The sequence below is a fragment of the Nonomuraea sp. NPDC049684 genome (assembly GCF_044465345.1).
Classification (GTDB): domain Bacteria; phylum Actinomycetota; class Actinomycetes; order Streptosporangiales; family Streptosporangiaceae; genus Nonomuraea.
This window is the reverse complement of record NZ_JBITLO010000004.1, coordinates 582927-599048: the sequence shown is the minus strand read 5'-3', so window position 1 is coordinate 599048 and position 16122 is coordinate 582927. Positions and strand designations below refer to the sequence as shown.

Annotated in this window: 14 protein-coding genes; 6 read left to right on the top strand and 8 right to left on the bottom strand. The window is 72.4% G+C overall.

Features of this window, described 5'->3' with window-relative positions:
* Nucleotides 1-304: 304 nt before the first annotated feature.
* Nucleotides 305-1849 (bottom strand): D-alanyl-D-alanine carboxypeptidase/D-alanyl-D-alanine-endopeptidase, encoded by a 1545-nt coding sequence (gene dacB / locus ACIBST_RS16840; RefSeq protein ID WP_397172526.1) that lies wholly within the window; start codon nt 1847-1849, stop codon nt 305-307.
* Nucleotides 1850-1968: 119 nt separating this feature from the next.
* The gene (locus tag ACIBST_RS16835; protein WP_397172525.1) at nt 1969-2520 is read right to left on the bottom strand and encodes an FHA domain-containing protein; all 552 of its coding nucleotides are present in this window, start codon (nt 2518-2520) and stop codon (nt 1969-1971) included.
* An 88-nt stretch (nt 2521-2608) separates the two neighbouring features.
* Here ACIBST_RS16835 and ACIBST_RS16830 point away from each other — a divergent pair, with 88 nt between their 5' ends.
* From ACIBST_RS16830 to ACIBST_RS16820, 3 genes are read left to right on the top strand one after another with little or no spacing between them, the layout of a single operon-like run.
* Nucleotides 2609-3121, top strand: coding sequence for a PadR family transcriptional regulator (locus tag ACIBST_RS16830; RefSeq protein ID WP_397172523.1), 513 nt, complete (start codon nt 2609-2611; stop codon nt 3119-3121).
* Nucleotides 3118-3798, top strand: a complete 681-nt coding sequence (locus tag ACIBST_RS16825; protein ID WP_397172521.1) for an ABC transporter ATP-binding protein — start codon at nt 3118-3120, stop codon at nt 3796-3798. Before ACIBST_RS16830 ends, ACIBST_RS16825 begins: the two co-directional genes overlap by 4 nt.
* Nucleotides 3795-6350, top strand: coding sequence for an FtsX-like permease family protein (locus tag ACIBST_RS16820; protein WP_397172519.1), 2556 nt, complete (start codon nt 3795-3797; stop codon nt 6348-6350). Before ACIBST_RS16825 ends, ACIBST_RS16820 begins: the two co-directional genes overlap by 4 nt.
* On the opposite strand, the gene ACIBST_RS16815 is transcribed toward ACIBST_RS16820, so the two are convergent.
* Together ACIBST_RS16815 and ACIBST_RS16810 are read right to left on the bottom strand one after the other, a co-directional pair.
* Complete coding sequence (locus ACIBST_RS16815; RefSeq protein WP_397172517.1) at nt 6310-7671, bottom strand: MFS transporter; 1362 nt, start codon at nt 7669-7671, stop codon at nt 6310-6312. The two genes, ACIBST_RS16820 and ACIBST_RS16815, sit on opposite strands and share 41 nt — an antisense overlap.
* 79 nt (nt 7672-7750) lie before the next feature.
* A complete protein-coding gene (locus ACIBST_RS16810) occupies nt 7751-8575 on the bottom strand; it encodes a hypothetical protein (protein ID WP_397172516.1) in 825 nt (274 codons plus the stop codon).
* A gap of 295 nt (nt 8576-8870) precedes the next feature.
* Here ACIBST_RS16810 and serA point away from each other — a divergent pair, with 295 nt between their 5' ends.
* Together serA and ACIBST_RS16800 are read left to right on the top strand one after the other, a co-directional pair.
* Nucleotides 8871-10460 carry a phosphoglycerate dehydrogenase gene (gene serA / locus ACIBST_RS16805; protein WP_397172515.1) on the top strand — a complete coding sequence of 530 codons (1590 nt, stop codon included), beginning with the start codon at nt 8871-8873 and terminating at the stop codon, nt 10458-10460.
* A 351-nt stretch (nt 10461-10811) separates the two neighbouring features.
* A complete protein-coding gene (locus ACIBST_RS16800; protein WP_397172513.1) occupies nt 10812-10940 on the top strand; it encodes a hypothetical protein in 129 nt (42 codons plus the stop codon).
* Nucleotides 10941-10948: 8 nt separating this feature from the next.
* Here ACIBST_RS16800 and ACIBST_RS16795 read toward each other — a convergent pair whose 3' ends face one another.
* Genes ACIBST_RS16795 through ACIBST_RS16780 form a run of 4 tightly spaced genes read right to left on the bottom strand, consistent with a single transcriptional unit; the run spans nt 10949 to nt 14780 of the window.
* Nucleotides 10949-11809, bottom strand: a complete 861-nt coding sequence (locus tag ACIBST_RS16795) for an ROK family protein (protein WP_397172511.1) — start codon at nt 11807-11809, stop codon at nt 10949-10951.
* Nucleotides 11806-12969, bottom strand: coding sequence for a sugar ABC transporter permease (locus ACIBST_RS16790; RefSeq protein ID WP_397172509.1), 1164 nt, complete (start codon nt 12967-12969; stop codon nt 11806-11808). Before ACIBST_RS16790 ends, ACIBST_RS16795 begins: the two co-directional genes overlap by 4 nt.
* The gene (locus ACIBST_RS16785; RefSeq protein WP_397172508.1) at nt 12966-13685 is read right to left on the bottom strand and encodes an ATP-binding cassette domain-containing protein; all 720 of its coding nucleotides are present in this window, start codon (nt 13683-13685) and stop codon (nt 12966-12968) included. The genes ACIBST_RS16790 and ACIBST_RS16785 overlap by 4 nt, the downstream gene beginning before the upstream one ends.
* Entirely contained in the window at nt 13686-14780 is a 1095-nt protein-coding gene (locus ACIBST_RS16780; protein WP_397172506.1) for a sugar ABC transporter substrate-binding protein, read from the bottom strand.
* Nucleotides 14781-14880: 100 nt separating this feature from the next.
* On the opposite strand from ACIBST_RS16780, the gene ACIBST_RS16775 reads away from it, so the two are divergent.
* The gene (locus ACIBST_RS16775; protein WP_397172505.1) at nt 14881-16062 is read left to right on the top strand and encodes an ROK family protein; all 1182 of its coding nucleotides are present in this window, start codon (nt 14881-14883) and stop codon (nt 16060-16062) included.
* Nucleotides 16063-16122: the final 60 nt, after the last annotated feature.

Here is a 16122-nt window from a genome sequence, read left to right as displayed (position 1 = left end):
CGCCGGGAGGGGAGCGTGCCGGGCCTGTGGTGGGACGACCGGCTTGGGGGTGGGGCCGGCGACGGCCCGGTGCTCCCGGGATCAGGGGTTCGCCACGGCGTTGAATCCGAATTCTGGCGCGCCCATGTCGGCTATGTAGTGAAAATGCGAACTATATCTGGAGCTCCAGGTGATCGGATCGTGATGACCATCCTGTCGAGCCGGGTGAACCGCGGCGGCCCTCCGGGCGCCCGGAGGCCGCCGCGCGTCGGAGGGGCATGGCTGCCCAGGAGCGCAGAGGCCGCCGGGGTCGTCCACCGGTCCGCTAGCACTGGGCCGGCTTCAGCCACGAGCACTCCAGGTCGCCCGCCGGGCCCTGGTCGGCGGCCTTGAGCTGGGCGGTGACGTCGGTCGCCGTCGCCCGCGAGAACTGGGCGAGCCGTACGGCGATCTTGTCCTCGATGTCCTTCGGCGAGCCGGACAGGTACTGGTTCAGCATGATCGAGAAGACCAGCGGCTCGCCCTCGGCGCTGGTCACGTAGCCGGACAGCGAGGTCACCCCGGTCAGCGAGCCCGTCTTGGCGTGCACGTTGTTCGCCGCGGGTGTGTTCCGCATCCGGCTGCGCAGCGTGCCGCCGGTGAGACGGTCGGCGTTGCCGGCGATGGGCAGGGCCTCGTACCAGGTGCCGAACCACGGCTTGGTCCGTACGGCGGTCAGGAGCCGGACGATCGAGTCCGGCGAGAAGCCGTCGCGGCGCGACAGGCCCGACCCGTCCCGCATGTTGATCACCTGGACGCCGTTGGCCTTCGCGAAGTCCGTGGCGACCTTCAGCCCGGCCGACCAGGTGCCCTGGTTCGCGGCCTTACGGCCCATGGCCTTGGTGAGGATCTCGGCGTGCATGTTGTTGCTCAGCTTCAGGAACGGCACCAGCAGCTCGCTCAGGGGCATCGAGTCGTGCCTGGCCAGCTCGGCCGCCCCGGCGGGAGCCGCGCCCGTCGCCGTCGGGCCGAGCACGCGTACGCCGTGCGCGGCCAGCGCCTTGCGGAACAGCGAGGACACGTACGCCGTGGGGTCGTCCACCGCGACCCACTCCTGGTACGGGTCGGCGACCGTGCCGGTGATCACGACCGTCCGCGTGCCGTGCTGCCGCTCGATGAGGACGTCGGTCTCGGCGCCCACGGTCGCCTTGTTGACGATCTTCAGGTAGTCGGTCGCGGGGGTCGTCGAGACCTTGACCTGGCCGCCGTCGGCCGCGACCGAGACGATCACCGAGCCGGCGTCGTAGTCGCGGTCGGGGGAGGCGGTCAGCGCGGAGATCGGGGCCGCGTAGTAGGCGGTCTCGTCGTCCCAGGCCCAGTCGGTGCCGAGCCGCTGGCCGTCGAACCAGGTGTCGTCGGCGATCAGCTTGCCCGTGACGACCTTGACGCCGGCCGCCGCGACCTTGGCCGCCAGCGCGTCGTAGTCCTCGGCGAGCATGGTCGGGTCGCCGGTGCCGCGCAGCACGAGGTCGCCGGTGAGCACCGAGCCGACCTTGCGGCCGGCGTTCAGCACGGTGGTCGGGAAGCGGTAGTCCAGGCCGAGCGTCTCCACCGCCGCCGCCGAGGTGAACAGCTTGGTGTTGGACGCCGGGGTCAGCAGCTTGCCGGCGTCGGTGGCGTAGAGCTGCTCGCCGTTCGCGGCGCTCTTCACGACGACGCCCGCCCTGGCGATCGTGAGCCGGGAGTCGCCGAGGATCTGATTGATGTCCTGGGTCAGGTCGGCCACGCCGGGCGAGGGGTCGAGGGCGACCGCCGGTGTGGAGGGGCCGGACGCCCACGCGAGTGCCGCGACGAGCGTGCCCGCGAGGAGGGAGGCTGAGGTGCGCCGCATGTGGTCTCCAAGGGACTGGGGGATCGCATGTGAGCATGAATCAGCGCAGTCGCCGTGTAATCCGCAAATATCCGTATTTCTGGAGTCGGCTCGGCGGGACGCGGGGGCCGGCCAGGGGGTCAGGAGGAGGGGTGGCCCGAGGCGAGGAGGAAGCCGCAGTCGCCGAAGGAGATCTCGTCGCCCGACTTGACCCGGACGGGCCCCACCAGCCGCCACCCGTTGAGCCGGGTGCCGTTGAGCGAGCCGAGATCGACCAGCAGCCAGCCGCCGTCGCCCTCCCGCCGCAGCTCGGCGTGCACGCGCGACACCGTCAGGTCCGACAGGACGAGGTCGCAGGCCGACCCCCGGCCCACGACGTAACGCAGCCGGTCGTCGTCCGGCAGCGCCAGCCGGGGCAGCCGGGGCCGCCGCCAGGCCGCCTGCAACCGGGTGGTGAGTTCCGACACTGACGAGACGGCGTCCGTCAGCCGCTGCCTGATCGTGGGCCGGCGCGGCAGGTCGGCGACCAGCTCGTCGAGCTCGTGCTGGTTGCGCGCCCGCAGCGCCTGGTCGACCCGGCCGACGAAGGTGTCGTGAGAGATCCGGCCCTCCACGGCCCGGTGCTTGAGCTCGTCGATCGCGCGGTCGCGTTCCCCGTCGGAGGCGCGGAACGGCGGTTGGGTGGAGCTCATGTCCCGAGTATCGGCCTGAACGGCGTTCCGTGTCCAGAATACGCGGATCAGTTGCGGCGGCCATACTCAGTATGCATACTCAGTATCCATGTCGATCAGACACGGACTGCTCGCCCTGCTGAGCAGTGCACCGCGCTACGGCTATCAGCTCCGGGTGGAGTTCGAGGCGTCGACGGGGGCGACCTGGCCGCTCAACATCGGCCAGGTCTACACGACGCTCGCCCGCCTGGAACGTGACGGCCTGGTGGCGCCGGGCGGAGCCGACGAGCAGGGCAGAGCCGTCTACACGATCACCGAGGCCGGTCGGGAGGAACTGGAGCGATGGTTCAGCACCCCCGTCGACCACTCCGACCGGCCTCGGGACGAACTCGCCATCAAGATCGCGATGGCCGTCGCCGCCACCGACGTGGACGTGGGCGCGGTCATCCTGGCCCAGCGAATGGCGACCATGCGCACGCTCCAGGACCTGACCAGGGCCAAGAGGGCCGCCGGTGACGGCCTCGCCCAGCGGCTCGTCCTGGAATCAATGATCTTCAAGGCCGAGGCCGAGCAGCGCTGGCTCGACCACTGCGAGGCCGTTGTCAAGGAGAAGAACCGATGACTGTGGTGGAGCTGCGGGACGTGACCCGCGAGCACGGCCAGGTGCACGCCCTGCGCGGCGTGAGCCTGGAGGTGGCACAAGGAGAGCTCGTCGCGGTCATGGGCCCGTCGGGCTCGGGCAAGTCGACGCTGCTCAACCTGGCCGGCGGCCTCGACCGGCCCACGTCGGGCACGGTCCGGATCGAGGGCCGCGACCTGGCCGGGGTCCGCGACCTGGCCGCGCTGCGCCGCGGCAGCGTCGGGTACGTCTTCCAGGACCTCAACCTGATCCCGTCCCTGACGGCCGCCGAGAACGTGATGCTGCCCAGGGAGCTGGACGGCGTCCGCGCCGGGCAGGCCCGCCGGGAGGCGCTGGCCGTCCTGGCCGACGTGGGCGTCGACCAGATCGCCGACCGGTTCCCCGAGGAGATGTCCGGCGGCCAGCGCCAGCGCGTGGCCATCGCCAGGGCGCTGGTCGGCGAGCGGCGGCTGCTGCTGGCCGACGAGCCGACCGGCGCGCTCGACACGGCCACCGGCGACGAGATCCTGCACCTGCTGCGCAACCGCTGCGACGAGGGCGCGGCGGTGCTGCTGGTCACCCACGAGCCGCGCTACGCCGCCTGGGCGGACCGGGTGGTCTACCTGCGGGACGGCCTGGTCGCCGAGGCGTCGGCGGTGCGGATGGAGAGCTCGCGATGAGCGCCTTCCTCGCCGCCCTGCGGATCTCCCGCAGGGACGCGCTGCGCTTCAAGGGCCGCAGCGCCCTGATCATGGTGATGATCGGCCTGCCCGTGCTGGTGATCACGGCGGTGCTCACCGGCGCCGCCACGACCAGCGTCACTCCGAAGGAGCGGGCGGTCACGCGGTTAGGAGCGGCCGACGCTCGCCTGCTCACCTTCGCGTACCGCACCCCGGTCCGGCAGGACGACACCGGCGACTCCGCGTACCAGCCGAAGAGCGGCGGCGCGCAGCGGCCGTGGACGCCCGCGGAGATCAACACGCTGCTCCCCGGCCGCCTGCTGCGCTACCAGACGGGCCTGGCCAGCGTCCGGCTGCCCGACGGCTTCAACCAGGCGGACGTCGTGGAGGTCGATCTGCGCGACCCCATGACGGCCGGGATGCGCACCCTGGAGCAGGGCCGCTACGCCGCCGCGCCCGGCGAGGTGACCATCTCGCCGAAGATGGCCGGCCTGGGCGTCCGGGTGGGCGACACGCTCACCGTGCGGCGGCCGGACCGGACCGCGAAGGTGGTCGGCGTCGCCGAGCACCCCAACCGGCCCGGCAACCTGGAGCTGACCGCCCTGCCCGAGGGTCTGCTCAACCACCAGAACGACGGCAACAGCAGCGGCTGGCTGGTCGACACCGCCGGTCCGGTCCTGCGGTCGAAGATTTCGCGGCTCAATGAGGCGGGCCTCGGCGTCACCTCCCGCGCGGTGCTCGACGCCCAGAAGGACGAATCCCGCGGGAACCCGACCAACACCCGCGACCTGGTCCAGCTCGGCGTGATCATCGTGCTCGTCGTCATGGAGACCGTGCTGCTGGCCGGGCCGGCGTTCGCCGTGGGGCTGCGGCGGCGGCGCAGGGAGCTGGCGGTGATCTCGGCGCAGGGCGGCTCGCCCTGGCACCTGCGCCTGATCGTGCTGGCCGACGGCCTGGTGCTCGGCGGCGCGGCGGCCGTGCTCGGGGGCGCCCTGGGCATCGGCCCCGGCCTGCTCGTCGAGTCGATCGCGGCCAGGGAACTGGACTGGTCGCACGGGCCGGCCGACGTGCCGTGGCTGCCGGTGCTCGGCGTGGCGGCGCTCGGCCTGGTCAGCGGGCTGATCGCGGCGATCGTGCCGGCGGTGCAGGCGAGCCGGCAGAACACCGCGCAGGTCCTGGCCGGCCGGGCCGCGCAGGTCCGGGGGCGGGCCCGGCGTCCGGTGCTCGGGATCGTGCTGGTGGCGGCCGGGCTTGGCGCGATCGGCTACGCCATGACCAGGGGCACGGTGACGATGATCGCGGCCTTCGTGCCGTTCGTGTTCGGCATGGTGGCGTTGATGCCCTGGCTGGTCCAGGCCACCTCGCGGATCGCCGCCCGGCTGCCGCTCCCGCTGCGCCTGTCCGTGCGCGACGCCGCGCGCCACCGCGTCCGTACGGCCTCGGCCACGGCCGCGGTCATGGCGGCGACCATGGGGGCGGTCGCACTCGGCATCGGCAGCAGCAGCGCGTACGCCCAGCAGGAGGAGCAGAGCGTCACGGTGTTCCCGCTGGGCACCACGGTGATCGGCGGCGCCACGTGGATGGACGGCCAGACGTGGGCCAGGCTGAAGGACGCCGTCCGCGCCCGCTTCCCCGGCACCGACGTCGTCGCCGGTCAGGAGGCGACGGACGCCAAGGGCAGAACCCTCTGGTTGACCGTGCCGCGGACGTGCGAGCCGGCATGCGCGCAGCGGTTCTACGACCGCCCCCCGATCGGCGGCGCGGACCTGCTCGCCTTCCTCCAGAAGCGCCGCGACCCGCAGGCGGCCGCCGCGCTGGCGGCGGGCAAGGCCGTGGCGTTCAGCGCGGACGTGGTGAGCGACGGCGTGATCGAGCTGACCGTGAGCGACTGGGACTCCGACACCATCAAGGAGCGCAAGCGGATCCGGATCCCGGCCGTGGTGTCCAGCGGCGCCGACCCCCGGCAGACAGGCGCCGTGATCCCGCCGCAGGCGCTGGCCAAGGCCGGGCTCGGCACAGTCGAGCGGGTGCTCTACACCGCGTCCCTGCCGCAGGACGACCGGCGCATGGAGGCCGACCTGCGGGGTGAGGTGAACGGCAACCTGTTCCTGAACGTCGAGCGGGGGAGGGCGGAGGACCGCGCCGTCACCCTGCTGGTGCTGCTCGGCGCGGCGCTGGTCCTGGTGCTCGGGGGCACGTTCGCGGCCACCGGGCTGGCGGCGGCGGACATGCGTCCCGACCTGAACAACCTGTCGGCGGTCGGCGCGGCGCCCCGGGTACGCAGGCTGGTGGTGGCCGCCCAGGCCGCCTACATCGCGGGCCTGGGCGCGGCGGCCGGCCTCGTCGCCGGCGCGGTGGCCGGTGTCGCGCTGACCTGGCCGATGACCAGGATGGGCGCCGGCGGCATGCGCACGCTGCTGGATGGGCCGGGCACGATCGACGTCCCCTGGTCGTTCCTGGCCGCGGTCGTGCTGGGGCTGCCGCTGGTGGCGGCCGTGGTGGCCGGGCTGCTCACTCGGACGCGACTGGTGCTGGCCCGCCGGGTGGCCTGAGCCGGTACCGCAGCGTCACAAGCACGGACAGGAAGATGATCAGCGCCGGGACCGCGGTCTGCCCGATGAGGACCGCGGTCACGGCGCTGTCCGGCTGCCGGACGGGCGTGCTCGCGTCGGACTCGACGAACCCGCCGATCGACAGGATGACCCCGAAGATCAGCGCCCCGAACGAGCTGACCCCGCTCTCGATGGCCGTCCACAGCCCGGTCAGCACGCCGGCCCGCCGCTTGCCCGACTCGGCGGCGTCCTGGGCGACCACGTCGGCCAGCATCGAGAACAGCATGAGCTCGACCCCGGCGATGCCGATGCCGACGAGCAGGATGGTCAGGTGGGCGTACAGGGGGCCGAACAGCGGGGTCGCCATGGCCGCCGCCGTGCCGCCGCCGAACAGCAGCGCGGCCAGGATCATCGCGCCGCGCTTGTCGAAGCGCCGGGCCAGCCACACCCACAGCGGCATGGTCAGCAGCATCGGCCCGACCAGCGCGGCGAAGAGCGTCTGCGTGCTCTTCGGCGACCCCAGCGTGTACGACGCGAAGTACGGCGCCGCGGCCAGCATCATGCTGACGGCGAGCATCTGCAGGCAGGCCATGACGGTCAGCCACAGGAACGCCCGGTTGCCCCTGATCGCCGCGAACTGCTCGCGCCACCCGCCGTGGTCGGCCTCCGGCGCGCCGGTCATGGGGGCGCGGGCGGTGCCGAAGAACGAGCCGAGCATCGAGGCCAGCAGGATGAGGGCGATCGTCAGGCCCATCAGCCGGTAGCTGCCGAGCGTGCCCTCGTCGCCCTGGCCGGTGGCGATCATCGGGGCCAGCACGCCGCTGATCGCGGTGGCCGCGCCGATGAAGACCATCCGCCACTGCAGCAGCGAGGTGCGCTCGTGGTAGTCGTCGGTCATCTCGCCGGGCATGGCCTTGTACGGCACCTCGTACAGCGCGTACGCGGTCGCCGTCGCCATGAAGCACAGCCCGACGTACAGGGCGGCCGGGACCCCGGTCAGCGGCGGCCCGGCGAAGACGAGGAAGAACGCGACGGGCAGCGTCAGCGCCCCGGCCAGCAGCCAGGGGCGGCGCGGCCCCATCCGCGAGACGGTCCGGTCCGACCAGCGGCCGACCAGCGGGTTGATGATCAGGTCCCAGACCTTGGGCGCGGTGACCACCACGCCGGCCAGCCACGCGGGCACGGCCAGGAAGTTGGTCATGTAGTACAGCAGCAGCAGGCCGGGCACGGCGCTGACCGTGGCCGTGCAGAAGGAGCCCACGCCGTAGCCGAGGCGCACGCCCCTGGAGACCGTGGGCGCGCTCACCGGCGATGTGATCATGAGGCCCATTCAAGCCGAGCGAGGGCTTGTTCGGTAGGGCCCAGTTTCCCGGGCCCTGCCGATACGTCCCGCGCGACGGCTACTCGCGCACGTTGGCGCAGACCACGTGCGCGCCGATCTCGATCATGCGGCGTTCGCTGCGCGCGTCGGCGACCCTGGCCATGAGGATCGGCGCGCCGCTGGCCGCGAACTGCGGCAGGCGGGCGCGCACCAGGCGGTGCAGGTCGCGGACGACGTCCTCGGCGGCCGACATGTGCACCTTGACGTGCAGCATGATCCCGGTCGCCCCGGACGCGGTGCCGGCCTCGGAGATCCACACGTGGTGCACGAGCGGGAAGTCGCCCAGCAGTTGCGCGATGGCCTGCCGCAGCGCCGGCAGGATCGGGTGCGTGCACCGGCGGTAGCCGGGGTCCACCTGCTGCATCGGCCCCGACAGGTGGGGCCGGGGCGCGGGGACCCACGGCAGCGCGGGCGCCTGCGGGGCGGGCGGGGCCACCTGCGCCAGCGCGGGCACCCGCGAGACGGTGGCCATGGCGCCGGTCGCGTAGGCGGCGGGCGCCGCCCCCGACAGCACGGGTGTGGACCCCGAACGCGTGCCGGTGAGGAAGCGCTGGAGATCGTCGATGGGCACGGCCGCGGCTGCGGGGCCCGCGGCGTCGATCACGATCTCCGGCACGCCGGTGACGCGCTGGATGTCCAGGATGGTGTCGGCGTCGCACGCCGAGAGGGAATGGCTGCCGCGGTGCCTGGCGTAGGTAGCAGGGCTGGTGTACCCGAGCAGAACCCGGTCACCCGCCTGGGTCGTCCCGAGGACGACCGATCGATCTGGTCGCACTGCCACCAGGACTCCACCGTCGGCGAGGGCCGCCAGCAGGCGATGGGGCGTGCCATGCTGTGCGAGCACGTCGGCAAGCGCAGGATTCCCGATGCTCATATGACGAACCATAGGTAGTCGGCCACGGCTTATCAGGCTAATGGCCAATAAATCCCCCGATCAAGACAAAGATGTGTGCAGAGTGGATGACTTTGCCGCCGCCTGGGTACCGGAGCCGCGTCCAGGGCGTCGCGACGCCGAGCGGGCGTCTCAAATCGTGGGTCCCTCGTGAACGCGTTCACAAGCGCGGATAGACTCTGAGGGATCCGAGGGGCCCAGCGACGTGTCCCTCCAGCCCGCCGCATGCCCCTAAGGATCCACGCCTGTGAACAAGCCCGTCGTTCTGGTCGCAGAGGAGCTGTCCGAGGCCGGCCTCGCCGTGCTCGGCGCCGATTTCGAGGTCCGCCACACCGACGGAGCGGACCGTTCCCAGCTTCTGCCCGCCCTCGCCGACGTTGACGCCCTGATCGTGCGCTCCGCCACGCAGGTCGACGCCGAGGCCATCGCCGCCGCGCCGAAGCTGCGCGTGGTCGCCCGCGCCGGCGTCGGCCTCGACAACGTCGACGTCGAGGCGGCCACCAAGGCCGGTGTCATGGTCGTCAACGCGCCGACCTCCAACATCACCAGCGCCGCCGAGCAGACCATCGCGCTCATCCTGGCCAGCGCCCGCAACACCGCCCAGGCCCACGCCGCGCTGAAGAACGGCGAGTGGAAGCGCTCCAAGTACACCGGCGTCGAGCTGGACGAGAAGGTCGTCGGCATCCTCGGCCTCGGCAAGATCGGCCAGCTCGTGGCCCAGCGGCTCCAGCCGTTCGGCGTCGAGCTGATCGCCTACGACCCCTACCTGCCGCCGGCCCGCGCCGCGCAGATGGGCGTCAAGCTGCTCAGCCTCGAAGAGGTGCTCAAGCAGGCCGACTTCATCACCGTGCACCTGCCGAAGTCCAAGGAGACCCTCGGGCTCATCGGCGACAAGGAGCTGCACGAGGTCAAGCCGTCCGTGCGGATCATCAACGTGGCCCGCGGCGGCATCGTGGACGAGGCCGCGCTCTACTCGGCGATCAAGGAGGGCCGCGTCGCGGGCGCCGGCCTCGACGTGTTCGCCAAGGAGCCGTGCACCGACAGCCCCCTGTTCGAGCTGGACCAGGTCGTCGCCACGCCGCACCTCGGCGCCTCCACGCACGAGGCCCAGGAGAAGGCCGGCACGCAGGTCGCGCGGAGCGTGAAGCTGGCGCTGGCGGGCGAGTTCGTGCCCGACGCGGTCAACGTCCAGGGCGGCGCGGTGGCCGAGGACGTCAAGCCGGGCCTGCCGCTGGCCGAGAAGCTGGGCCGGGTGTTCACCGCCCTGGCCGGCGAGGTCGCCACCAAGCTCGACGTCGAGGTCCGCGGCGAGATCGCCTCCCAGGACGTGCGGGTCATCGAGCTGGCCGCGCTCAAGGGCGTGTTCGCCGACGTGATCGAGGAGCAGGTCACGTACGTCAACGCGCCGCTGCTGGCCAAGGAGCGGGGCATCAACGTGGAGCTGGTGACCAGCTCCGAGAGCCCCGACTGGCGCAACGTGGTGACCGTGCGCGGCGTGCTCGCCGACGGCCGCCAGATCTCGGTCTCCGGCACGCTGTCCGGCCCCCGGCAGATCACGAAGATCGTCGAGGTCAACGGCTACGAGATGGAGATCGAGCCGACGGCCCACCTGTCGTTCTTCGCCTACACCGACCGTCCCGGCGTCGTCGGCGTGGTCGGGCGGCTGCTCGGCGAGGCGGGCGTGAACATCGCCTCCATGCAGGTGGCCCGCGACGTCAAGGGCGGCAAGGCGCTCATCGCGCTGACCGTCGACTCGGCCATCCCGGCCGCCGTGATCGACCAGATCGCGGCCGAGATCGGCGCCGAGAGCGGCCGTTCGGTCGACCTGGAGGACTGACCTCGCGATCTGAGGACTGAGCCCCCGATGCGGGGGAAGGCCGTCACCTGGACCGTTCCGGGTGGCGGCCTTTTCTTGTCTCAGAATGCGAGATAGTAGGACATCCAACGAGACAGCGAAACAGTCGCCGGGTACCGTGGGTGGAAATGCGCCAGGTTCTCGTACTCATTACCTGCCGCGGCGGGGCCTGTTAGGGCAGGCCGACGACCCGCCGCGGTGAGTGGTGATGCCGTCGGCCGGTCAGTCCCTTCCCTTCGCCCGGTCCGTGACCCGGACCCGCGAGAGCAGGCCCGGTCGGATTCGCGACCGGGGTCCGACGCCCCCTTTTCTGGAACGCGCCAGCGAAACGAGATGAGCGACATGTACGAGATGTACGCCTGGAACCGTACCGAAGAGACCGAGAACGAGGCCGCCGAGGCCCTGCAGACCGCCCTCGACCGCAGGGACAACGGCGGCGCCCCCCAGAACTCCGCCCGGTAGCGCCGCCCTCAGGCCCGCGCCGCGGCGTGGGCCAGGGCGAGCGCGCCGAGCAGCGGCGCGTCGTCCGTGAACCGGCCGGGCCGGATCTCCGGCGGGAACGGCACGGCGCGCCGCACCTCCCCGGCCAGCCTGGGCACGATCAGTTCGGCCGCGCCCATCATGCCGCCGCCCACGACCAGCACCTCGGGGTCGAGGGTGACGCACAGGTTCGCCACGGTCATGGTCAGCACCGACAATGCCTGCGCCACCAGCTCCGCCAGCGGCCCGGAACGTGCGGCGAGCACCTCCTCCGCCGTGGTCGGGCGGCCGAGCAGCGCGCCGCCCCTGGCCGCCAGCCCCGCGCCGGAGACCAGCTCCTCCAGCGGCGCCCGCCCGTCGGCGAAGGCCGCCTGCCCCGGCGTGACCTGGAGGTAGCCGATCTCGCCCGCCGCGCCGTGCGCGCCCGGCACCACCCGGCCGCCGACCACCAGGGCCGCCGCCAGGCCGGTGCCGAGGTTGAGATAGACGCCCGTGGAGACGCCGCGCAGCGCACCCCACCGCAGCTCGGCCGCCGCCGCCGCGTTCACGTCGTTGTCGATGGCCACCGGCGTCGCGCCGAACTCCTCGCCCAGCAGCCTGGGCAGCTCCAGCCCCTCCCAGCCGGGGACGTTCGGCGCCAGGCGCACCACGCCGTCCCTGATCACCCCGCAGGTGGAGAAGCCGACCGCGGCCGGCCGCGCGTCCAGGGCGCGGGCGGCGGCCAGGGCCCGGACGAGCGTGTCCGGGCCGGTCTCCAGCCGGGTGCGCCCGGCGACCACGGGCCCGTCGGAGCCCGAGACCCCGATCGCGACCTTGGTCCCGCCGACGTCGATGCCCAGGACCCGGCTCACCGGGCGGCGCCCCTGCGGGCCAGCGAGTCGATCGCCACCGCCAGGGCCAGCACGCCGGCCGTCACCATGAACCGGACGGAGGAGTCCACGCTCAGCAGGTACATGCCGTTGGTGATCGACTGGATGACCAGCACTCCGAGCAGCGCGGCGTAGGCCCGTCCCCGTCCGCCGAACAGGGACGTGCCGCCGATGACCGCCGTGGCGATGGCCATGAGCAGGATGTCGCTGCCGCCCGACCCCTGGTTGACCGCCGACAGCCGGCTGGCGGCCAGCACGCCGCCCGCCGCCGCCAGCGTCGAGGCCAGCACGAACGCCAGGATCCTGATCCTGGTCACGTTGATGCCCGCGCGCCTGGCGGCCTCGGCGTTGCCGCCGACGGCGTACAGGTGACGGCCGAACGCCGTGTGCCGCAGGACCAGGTCGAGCAGCACCACCAGCGCGCCGAAGAGCACCAGCAGCAGCGGCACCCCGCGGTCGGCCGACATGACCGCCACCGCCGCGCCGAGCACGACCGCCAGCCCGCCCGCCGTCACGGGGACCTGCCAGGCCGGCGCCACGGGCAGCCCGGCGGCCAGCCGCGCCCGCCTGGCCAGCGTGGCGATCCCGGCGTGGCCGCCCGCCAGCACGATCACCAGCGCCCAGGACAGCCACCCCGGCAGCCAGGTGTCGCTCAGCCCCGAGATGAACCCGTTGAACGGCAGGTTGATCGTCCCGCCCTGGCGCAGCAGGTAGAGCAGCAGCCCGAGCCAGCCCATCAGCCCGGCCAGCGTGACCACGAACGACGGCATCCGCAGCTTGGTCAGCATGAGCCCGTGCAGCAGCCCGATCGCGGCGCCGGCCGCCAGCGCCAGCAGGATGGCGAGCAGGGCGTTCCAGCCCTGCTTGACGTGGGCGATCGTCATGATCGTGGCGCACAGGCCGCTGACCGAGCCGGCCGACAGGTCGATCTCGCCGAGCAGCAGCACCATGATGACGCCGAGCGCGATCGTGCCCGTGGCGGCCATCTGGAGTGCCAGGTTGGTGAGGTTCTCGGGTGACAGGAACCGCTCGTTGAGCGTGCTGAACACGATCGTGATCGCCACCAGGCCGCCGACCACCGGCCAGGCGCCGGCCTCTCCCTGGCGCAGCCGTCCGGTCACCGTGATCGGCATCGCCGTCATTCGCCCGCTCCTGTGATCGCGGCCACGATCTCCTCGCGGGAGGCCTCGGCCGTACGGAACTCACCGGCGTTGCGTCCGAGACGCAGCACCACCACCCGGTCGCTCACCTCGTGCACGTCGGCGAGGTTGTGCGAGATGACCAGCACCGCGAGCCCGCGCTCGCGCAACCGCCGGATCAGCGCCAGCACCTGGGCCGTCTGCTCGACGCCGAGCGCGGCGGTCGGCTCGTCCAGGATGACCAGGCGGGGCTCGCCGAGCAGCGCCCTGGCGATGGCCACCGACTGCCGCTGGCCGCCCGACAGCGTCGAGACCGGCACCCTGATGTCGCCGATGCGCACGTCGAGCTGGGCGAGCAGGTCGCGGGTCGCGCGTTCCATGCTCAGGTGGCGCAGCACCGACCAGCGGCGGCGTTCGGCGCCGAGGAACAGGTTGGCCACGACGTCGAGGTTCTCGCAGAGCGCGAGGTCCTGGTAGACGGTCGAGATGCCGAGCGCCTGCGCGTCGTGCGGGGTGGCGACGCGCACCGGCACGCCGTCGGCCGTGATCTGGCCCGCGTCCGGCACGACCGCGCCGGAGATGGTCTTGACCAGCGTCGACTTGCCCGCGCCGTTGTCGCCCATGAGCGCCACCACCTCGCCGGGACGCAGCTCCAGCCCTGCCCCGTCGAGCGCCTGCACCGCTCCGTACCGTTTGGAGATCCCGGTCGCCGCGATCATCTACTCGATGCCCGCCTTCGCGCAGGCGGCCTTGACCTCGGCCGTGCAGATCTGGTCGGCCTTGTAGAACCCGTCCTTCACGATGGTGTCCTTGATCTTGTCGGCGGTGACCGCGATGGGGTCGAGGAGGAAGGCCGGGATGTCGGCCGTGCCGTTGTTCACCTTGGAGGTGGCGGCGGGCTGCTCGCCCCTGGTCAGGGCGACGGCCAGCTCGGCGGCCTTCTCCGCCTCCCGCCTGATGTCCAGGTAGATGGTCATGTACTGCTCGCCGGTGAGGATGCGCTGCACGGCGGCCAGCTCGGCGTCCTGGCCGGTGATGGGCGGCAGCTCCTTGTAGCCGGCGCGCTTCATGGCCGCGATGGCGCCGCCCGCCATGCCGTCGTTGGCCGACAGCACGCCGACGATCTGGTCCCGGCCGATGGCGGTGATCGCCTGCTCCATCTGCTGCTGCGCCTTGTCGGGGCTCCAGTCGGGGGTGTCGAACTCCCTGCCCACCTTGACCTTGCCGTCCAGGACGCTCTTGGCGCCCTTCTTGTAGTCGGCCGAGCTGGGGTCGGTGGGCGAGCCGTGGATCATCACGATCTGGCCCTTGGCCGTGGTGCCCTTGGCGTTCATGGCGTCGAGCAGCGCCTGACCCTGCATCTCGCCCACCCGTACGTTGTTGAACGAGACGTAGTAGGCGTAGTCGATCCCCGAGATCAGCCGGTCGTAGGCGACCACCGGGACCTTCTTCTGCCGGGCCTGGTTGACCAGGGGCGCCACCGCGTTGGCGTCCACGGCGTCCAGGACGAGCACGTCGGCGTCCTGGGTGAGCGCGGCCTCGACCTGTTGTTGCTGTTTGGCGGCGTCCTGCTCGGCGTTGCCGTAGATCACCTTGCAGTCGGGGCACAACGCCTTGACCTTGGCCTCGAACAGGGGGCGGTCGAAGGCTTCGTACCGGGTGGTCTTGGATTCGGGGAGGAACAGGGCGATCGTCCCGCCCTTGCGCGCTCCTTCGGCCTGAGTGGTGGTCGTGGTCGTGCCGGTGGTGCTGTTCCCGCAGGCGGCGGCCAGCAGGACCGCCGCCGCGGGGATGAGTCGCCAAGCTCGGTGCATCGCACTTCGTCCTCTCAGAAGATGCCCGCCCCCGCTTGGTAAGAAAGGTAGTTTACTATCAGGCGTGTTGGCTAGAGTGCACCTCGGAGGGAGGCCGGACATGCGACGCGACCTGGCGAATCCACGGCTGCTGCGGGTGCTCAACGAGCGCCGTCTGCTCGACCAGCTGCACGAGCACGGCCCCGCCTCGCGCGCCGACCTGGCCAAGAGCACCGGCCTGTCCAAGCCCACGGTCTCGGCCGCCCTGGCGGGGCTGGCCGAGGACGGCCTGGTCCACCTGGTGGGCGAGGTGTCCGGACGGCCCGGCCCGGTCTCCTCGCTCTACGACGTGAACGCCGCCTCGACCCACGTCGCCGGGATCGACATCGGCCGCGACTGGATCAGGGTGGCCGTGGCCGACCTGCGCGGCGCGTTCGCAGGGCGTACCGACGGCCGCAACACGGCCCGCACCTCCGCCGAGCTGGCCGCGCTGGTCGGCGAGCTGGCCGGGGCGGCGGCCCGCGAGGCCGAGGTCGAGTGGCGCTCGATCACCTGCGCGGTGGTCGGCTCGCCCGGTGTGTACGACCCCGTGCGCGGCGGCCTCGACTTCGCCCCCAACCTGCCCGGCCCGCCCGACCTGGCCGACCGGTTGCACGCCGCCCTGGGCGTCGACCTCGTCATCGAGAACGACATCAACCTGGCCGCCGTCGGCGAGCACGCCCACGGGGCCGGGCGGGGCAAGGCCAACTTCGCCCTGGTGTCCATCGGCACCGGCGTCGGCATGGGCATCGTGATCAACGGCGAGCTCTACGTCGGGGCGCGGGGGGCGGCGGGCGAGGTCTCCTACATCCCGGCCGCCGACGACCCCCTCACCGGCCCTCCCGCGCAGGACGCCGACCCCTTCACGCACGGGGCCACCGAGGCGGCCACCTCCGCGCCCGGTGTGGTGCGCGCCGCCCGGGCGGCGGGGCTGGAACTGGAGACGGCGAGGGAGGTCTTCGCCGCCGCCGCCGAGGGGAACGAGGCGGCCAGGTCGGTGGTGGAGGCCGAGGGCCGGCGCATCGGCGGGTTGCTGGTGGCCGTGGCCGCCGTGCTCGATCCCGAGGTGATCGTGCTGAGCGGGGGAGTGGGGCGCAACCTCGACCTGCTGGGCGCGTCCGTGGAGCGCCGCATCGCCGAGCTCGGGCCGCTGCGCCCGCGGGTGGTGGCCAGCGCGCTGGGCGACAGCGGCGTCCTGCTGGGGGCGGTCGCGCACGCCAAGTCCCGCGCCTGGGACCTCATCTTCGACGCCCGCAAGCACTGACCCCCGCAGGCCGGTGGCTCCGGAGCGCGCCTGCGGGCGGGGTTCGGGGCGGTGCGGGGA

Bases quoted from the DNA above. Each gene is read 5' to 3' on its own strand.
- ACIBST_RS16790 (WP_397172509.1), bottom strand. From the start codon at position 12,969: ATGACGGCGATGCCGATCACGGTGACCGGACGGCTGCGCCAGGGAGAG.
- ACIBST_RS16815 (WP_397172517.1), bottom strand. From the start codon at position 7,671: ATGATCACATCGCCGGTGAGCGCGCCCACGGTCTCCAGGGGCGTGCGC.
- ACIBST_RS16835 (WP_397172525.1), bottom strand. From the start codon at position 2,520: ATGAGCTCCACCCAACCGCCGTTCCGCGCCTCCGACGGGGAACGCGAC.
- ACIBST_RS16800 (WP_397172513.1), top strand. From the start codon at position 10,812: ATGAGCGACATGTACGAGATGTACGCCTGGAACCGTACCGAAGAGACC.
- ACIBST_RS16820 (WP_397172519.1), top strand. From the start codon at position 3,795: ATGAGCGCCTTCCTCGCCGCCCTGCGGATCTCCCGCAGGGACGCGCTG.
- ACIBST_RS16785 (WP_397172508.1), bottom strand. From the start codon at position 13,685: ATGATCGCGGCGACCGGGATCTCCAAACGGTACGGAGCGGTGCAGGCG.
- ACIBST_RS16775 (WP_397172505.1), top strand. From the start codon at position 14,881: ATGCGACGCGACCTGGCGAATCCACGGCTGCTGCGGGTGCTCAACGAG.
- ACIBST_RS16780 (WP_397172506.1), bottom strand. From the start codon at position 14,780: ATGCACCGAGCTTGGCGACTCATCCCCGCGGCGGCGGTCCTGCTGGCC.
- dacB (WP_397172526.1), bottom strand. From the start codon at position 1,849: ATGCGGCGCACCTCAGCCTCCCTCCTCGCGGGCACGCTCGTCGCGGCA.
- ACIBST_RS16825 (WP_397172521.1), top strand. From the start codon at position 3,118: ATGACTGTGGTGGAGCTGCGGGACGTGACCCGCGAGCACGGCCAGGTG.
- ACIBST_RS16830 (WP_397172523.1), top strand. From the start codon at position 2,609: ATGTCGATCAGACACGGACTGCTCGCCCTGCTGAGCAGTGCACCGCGC.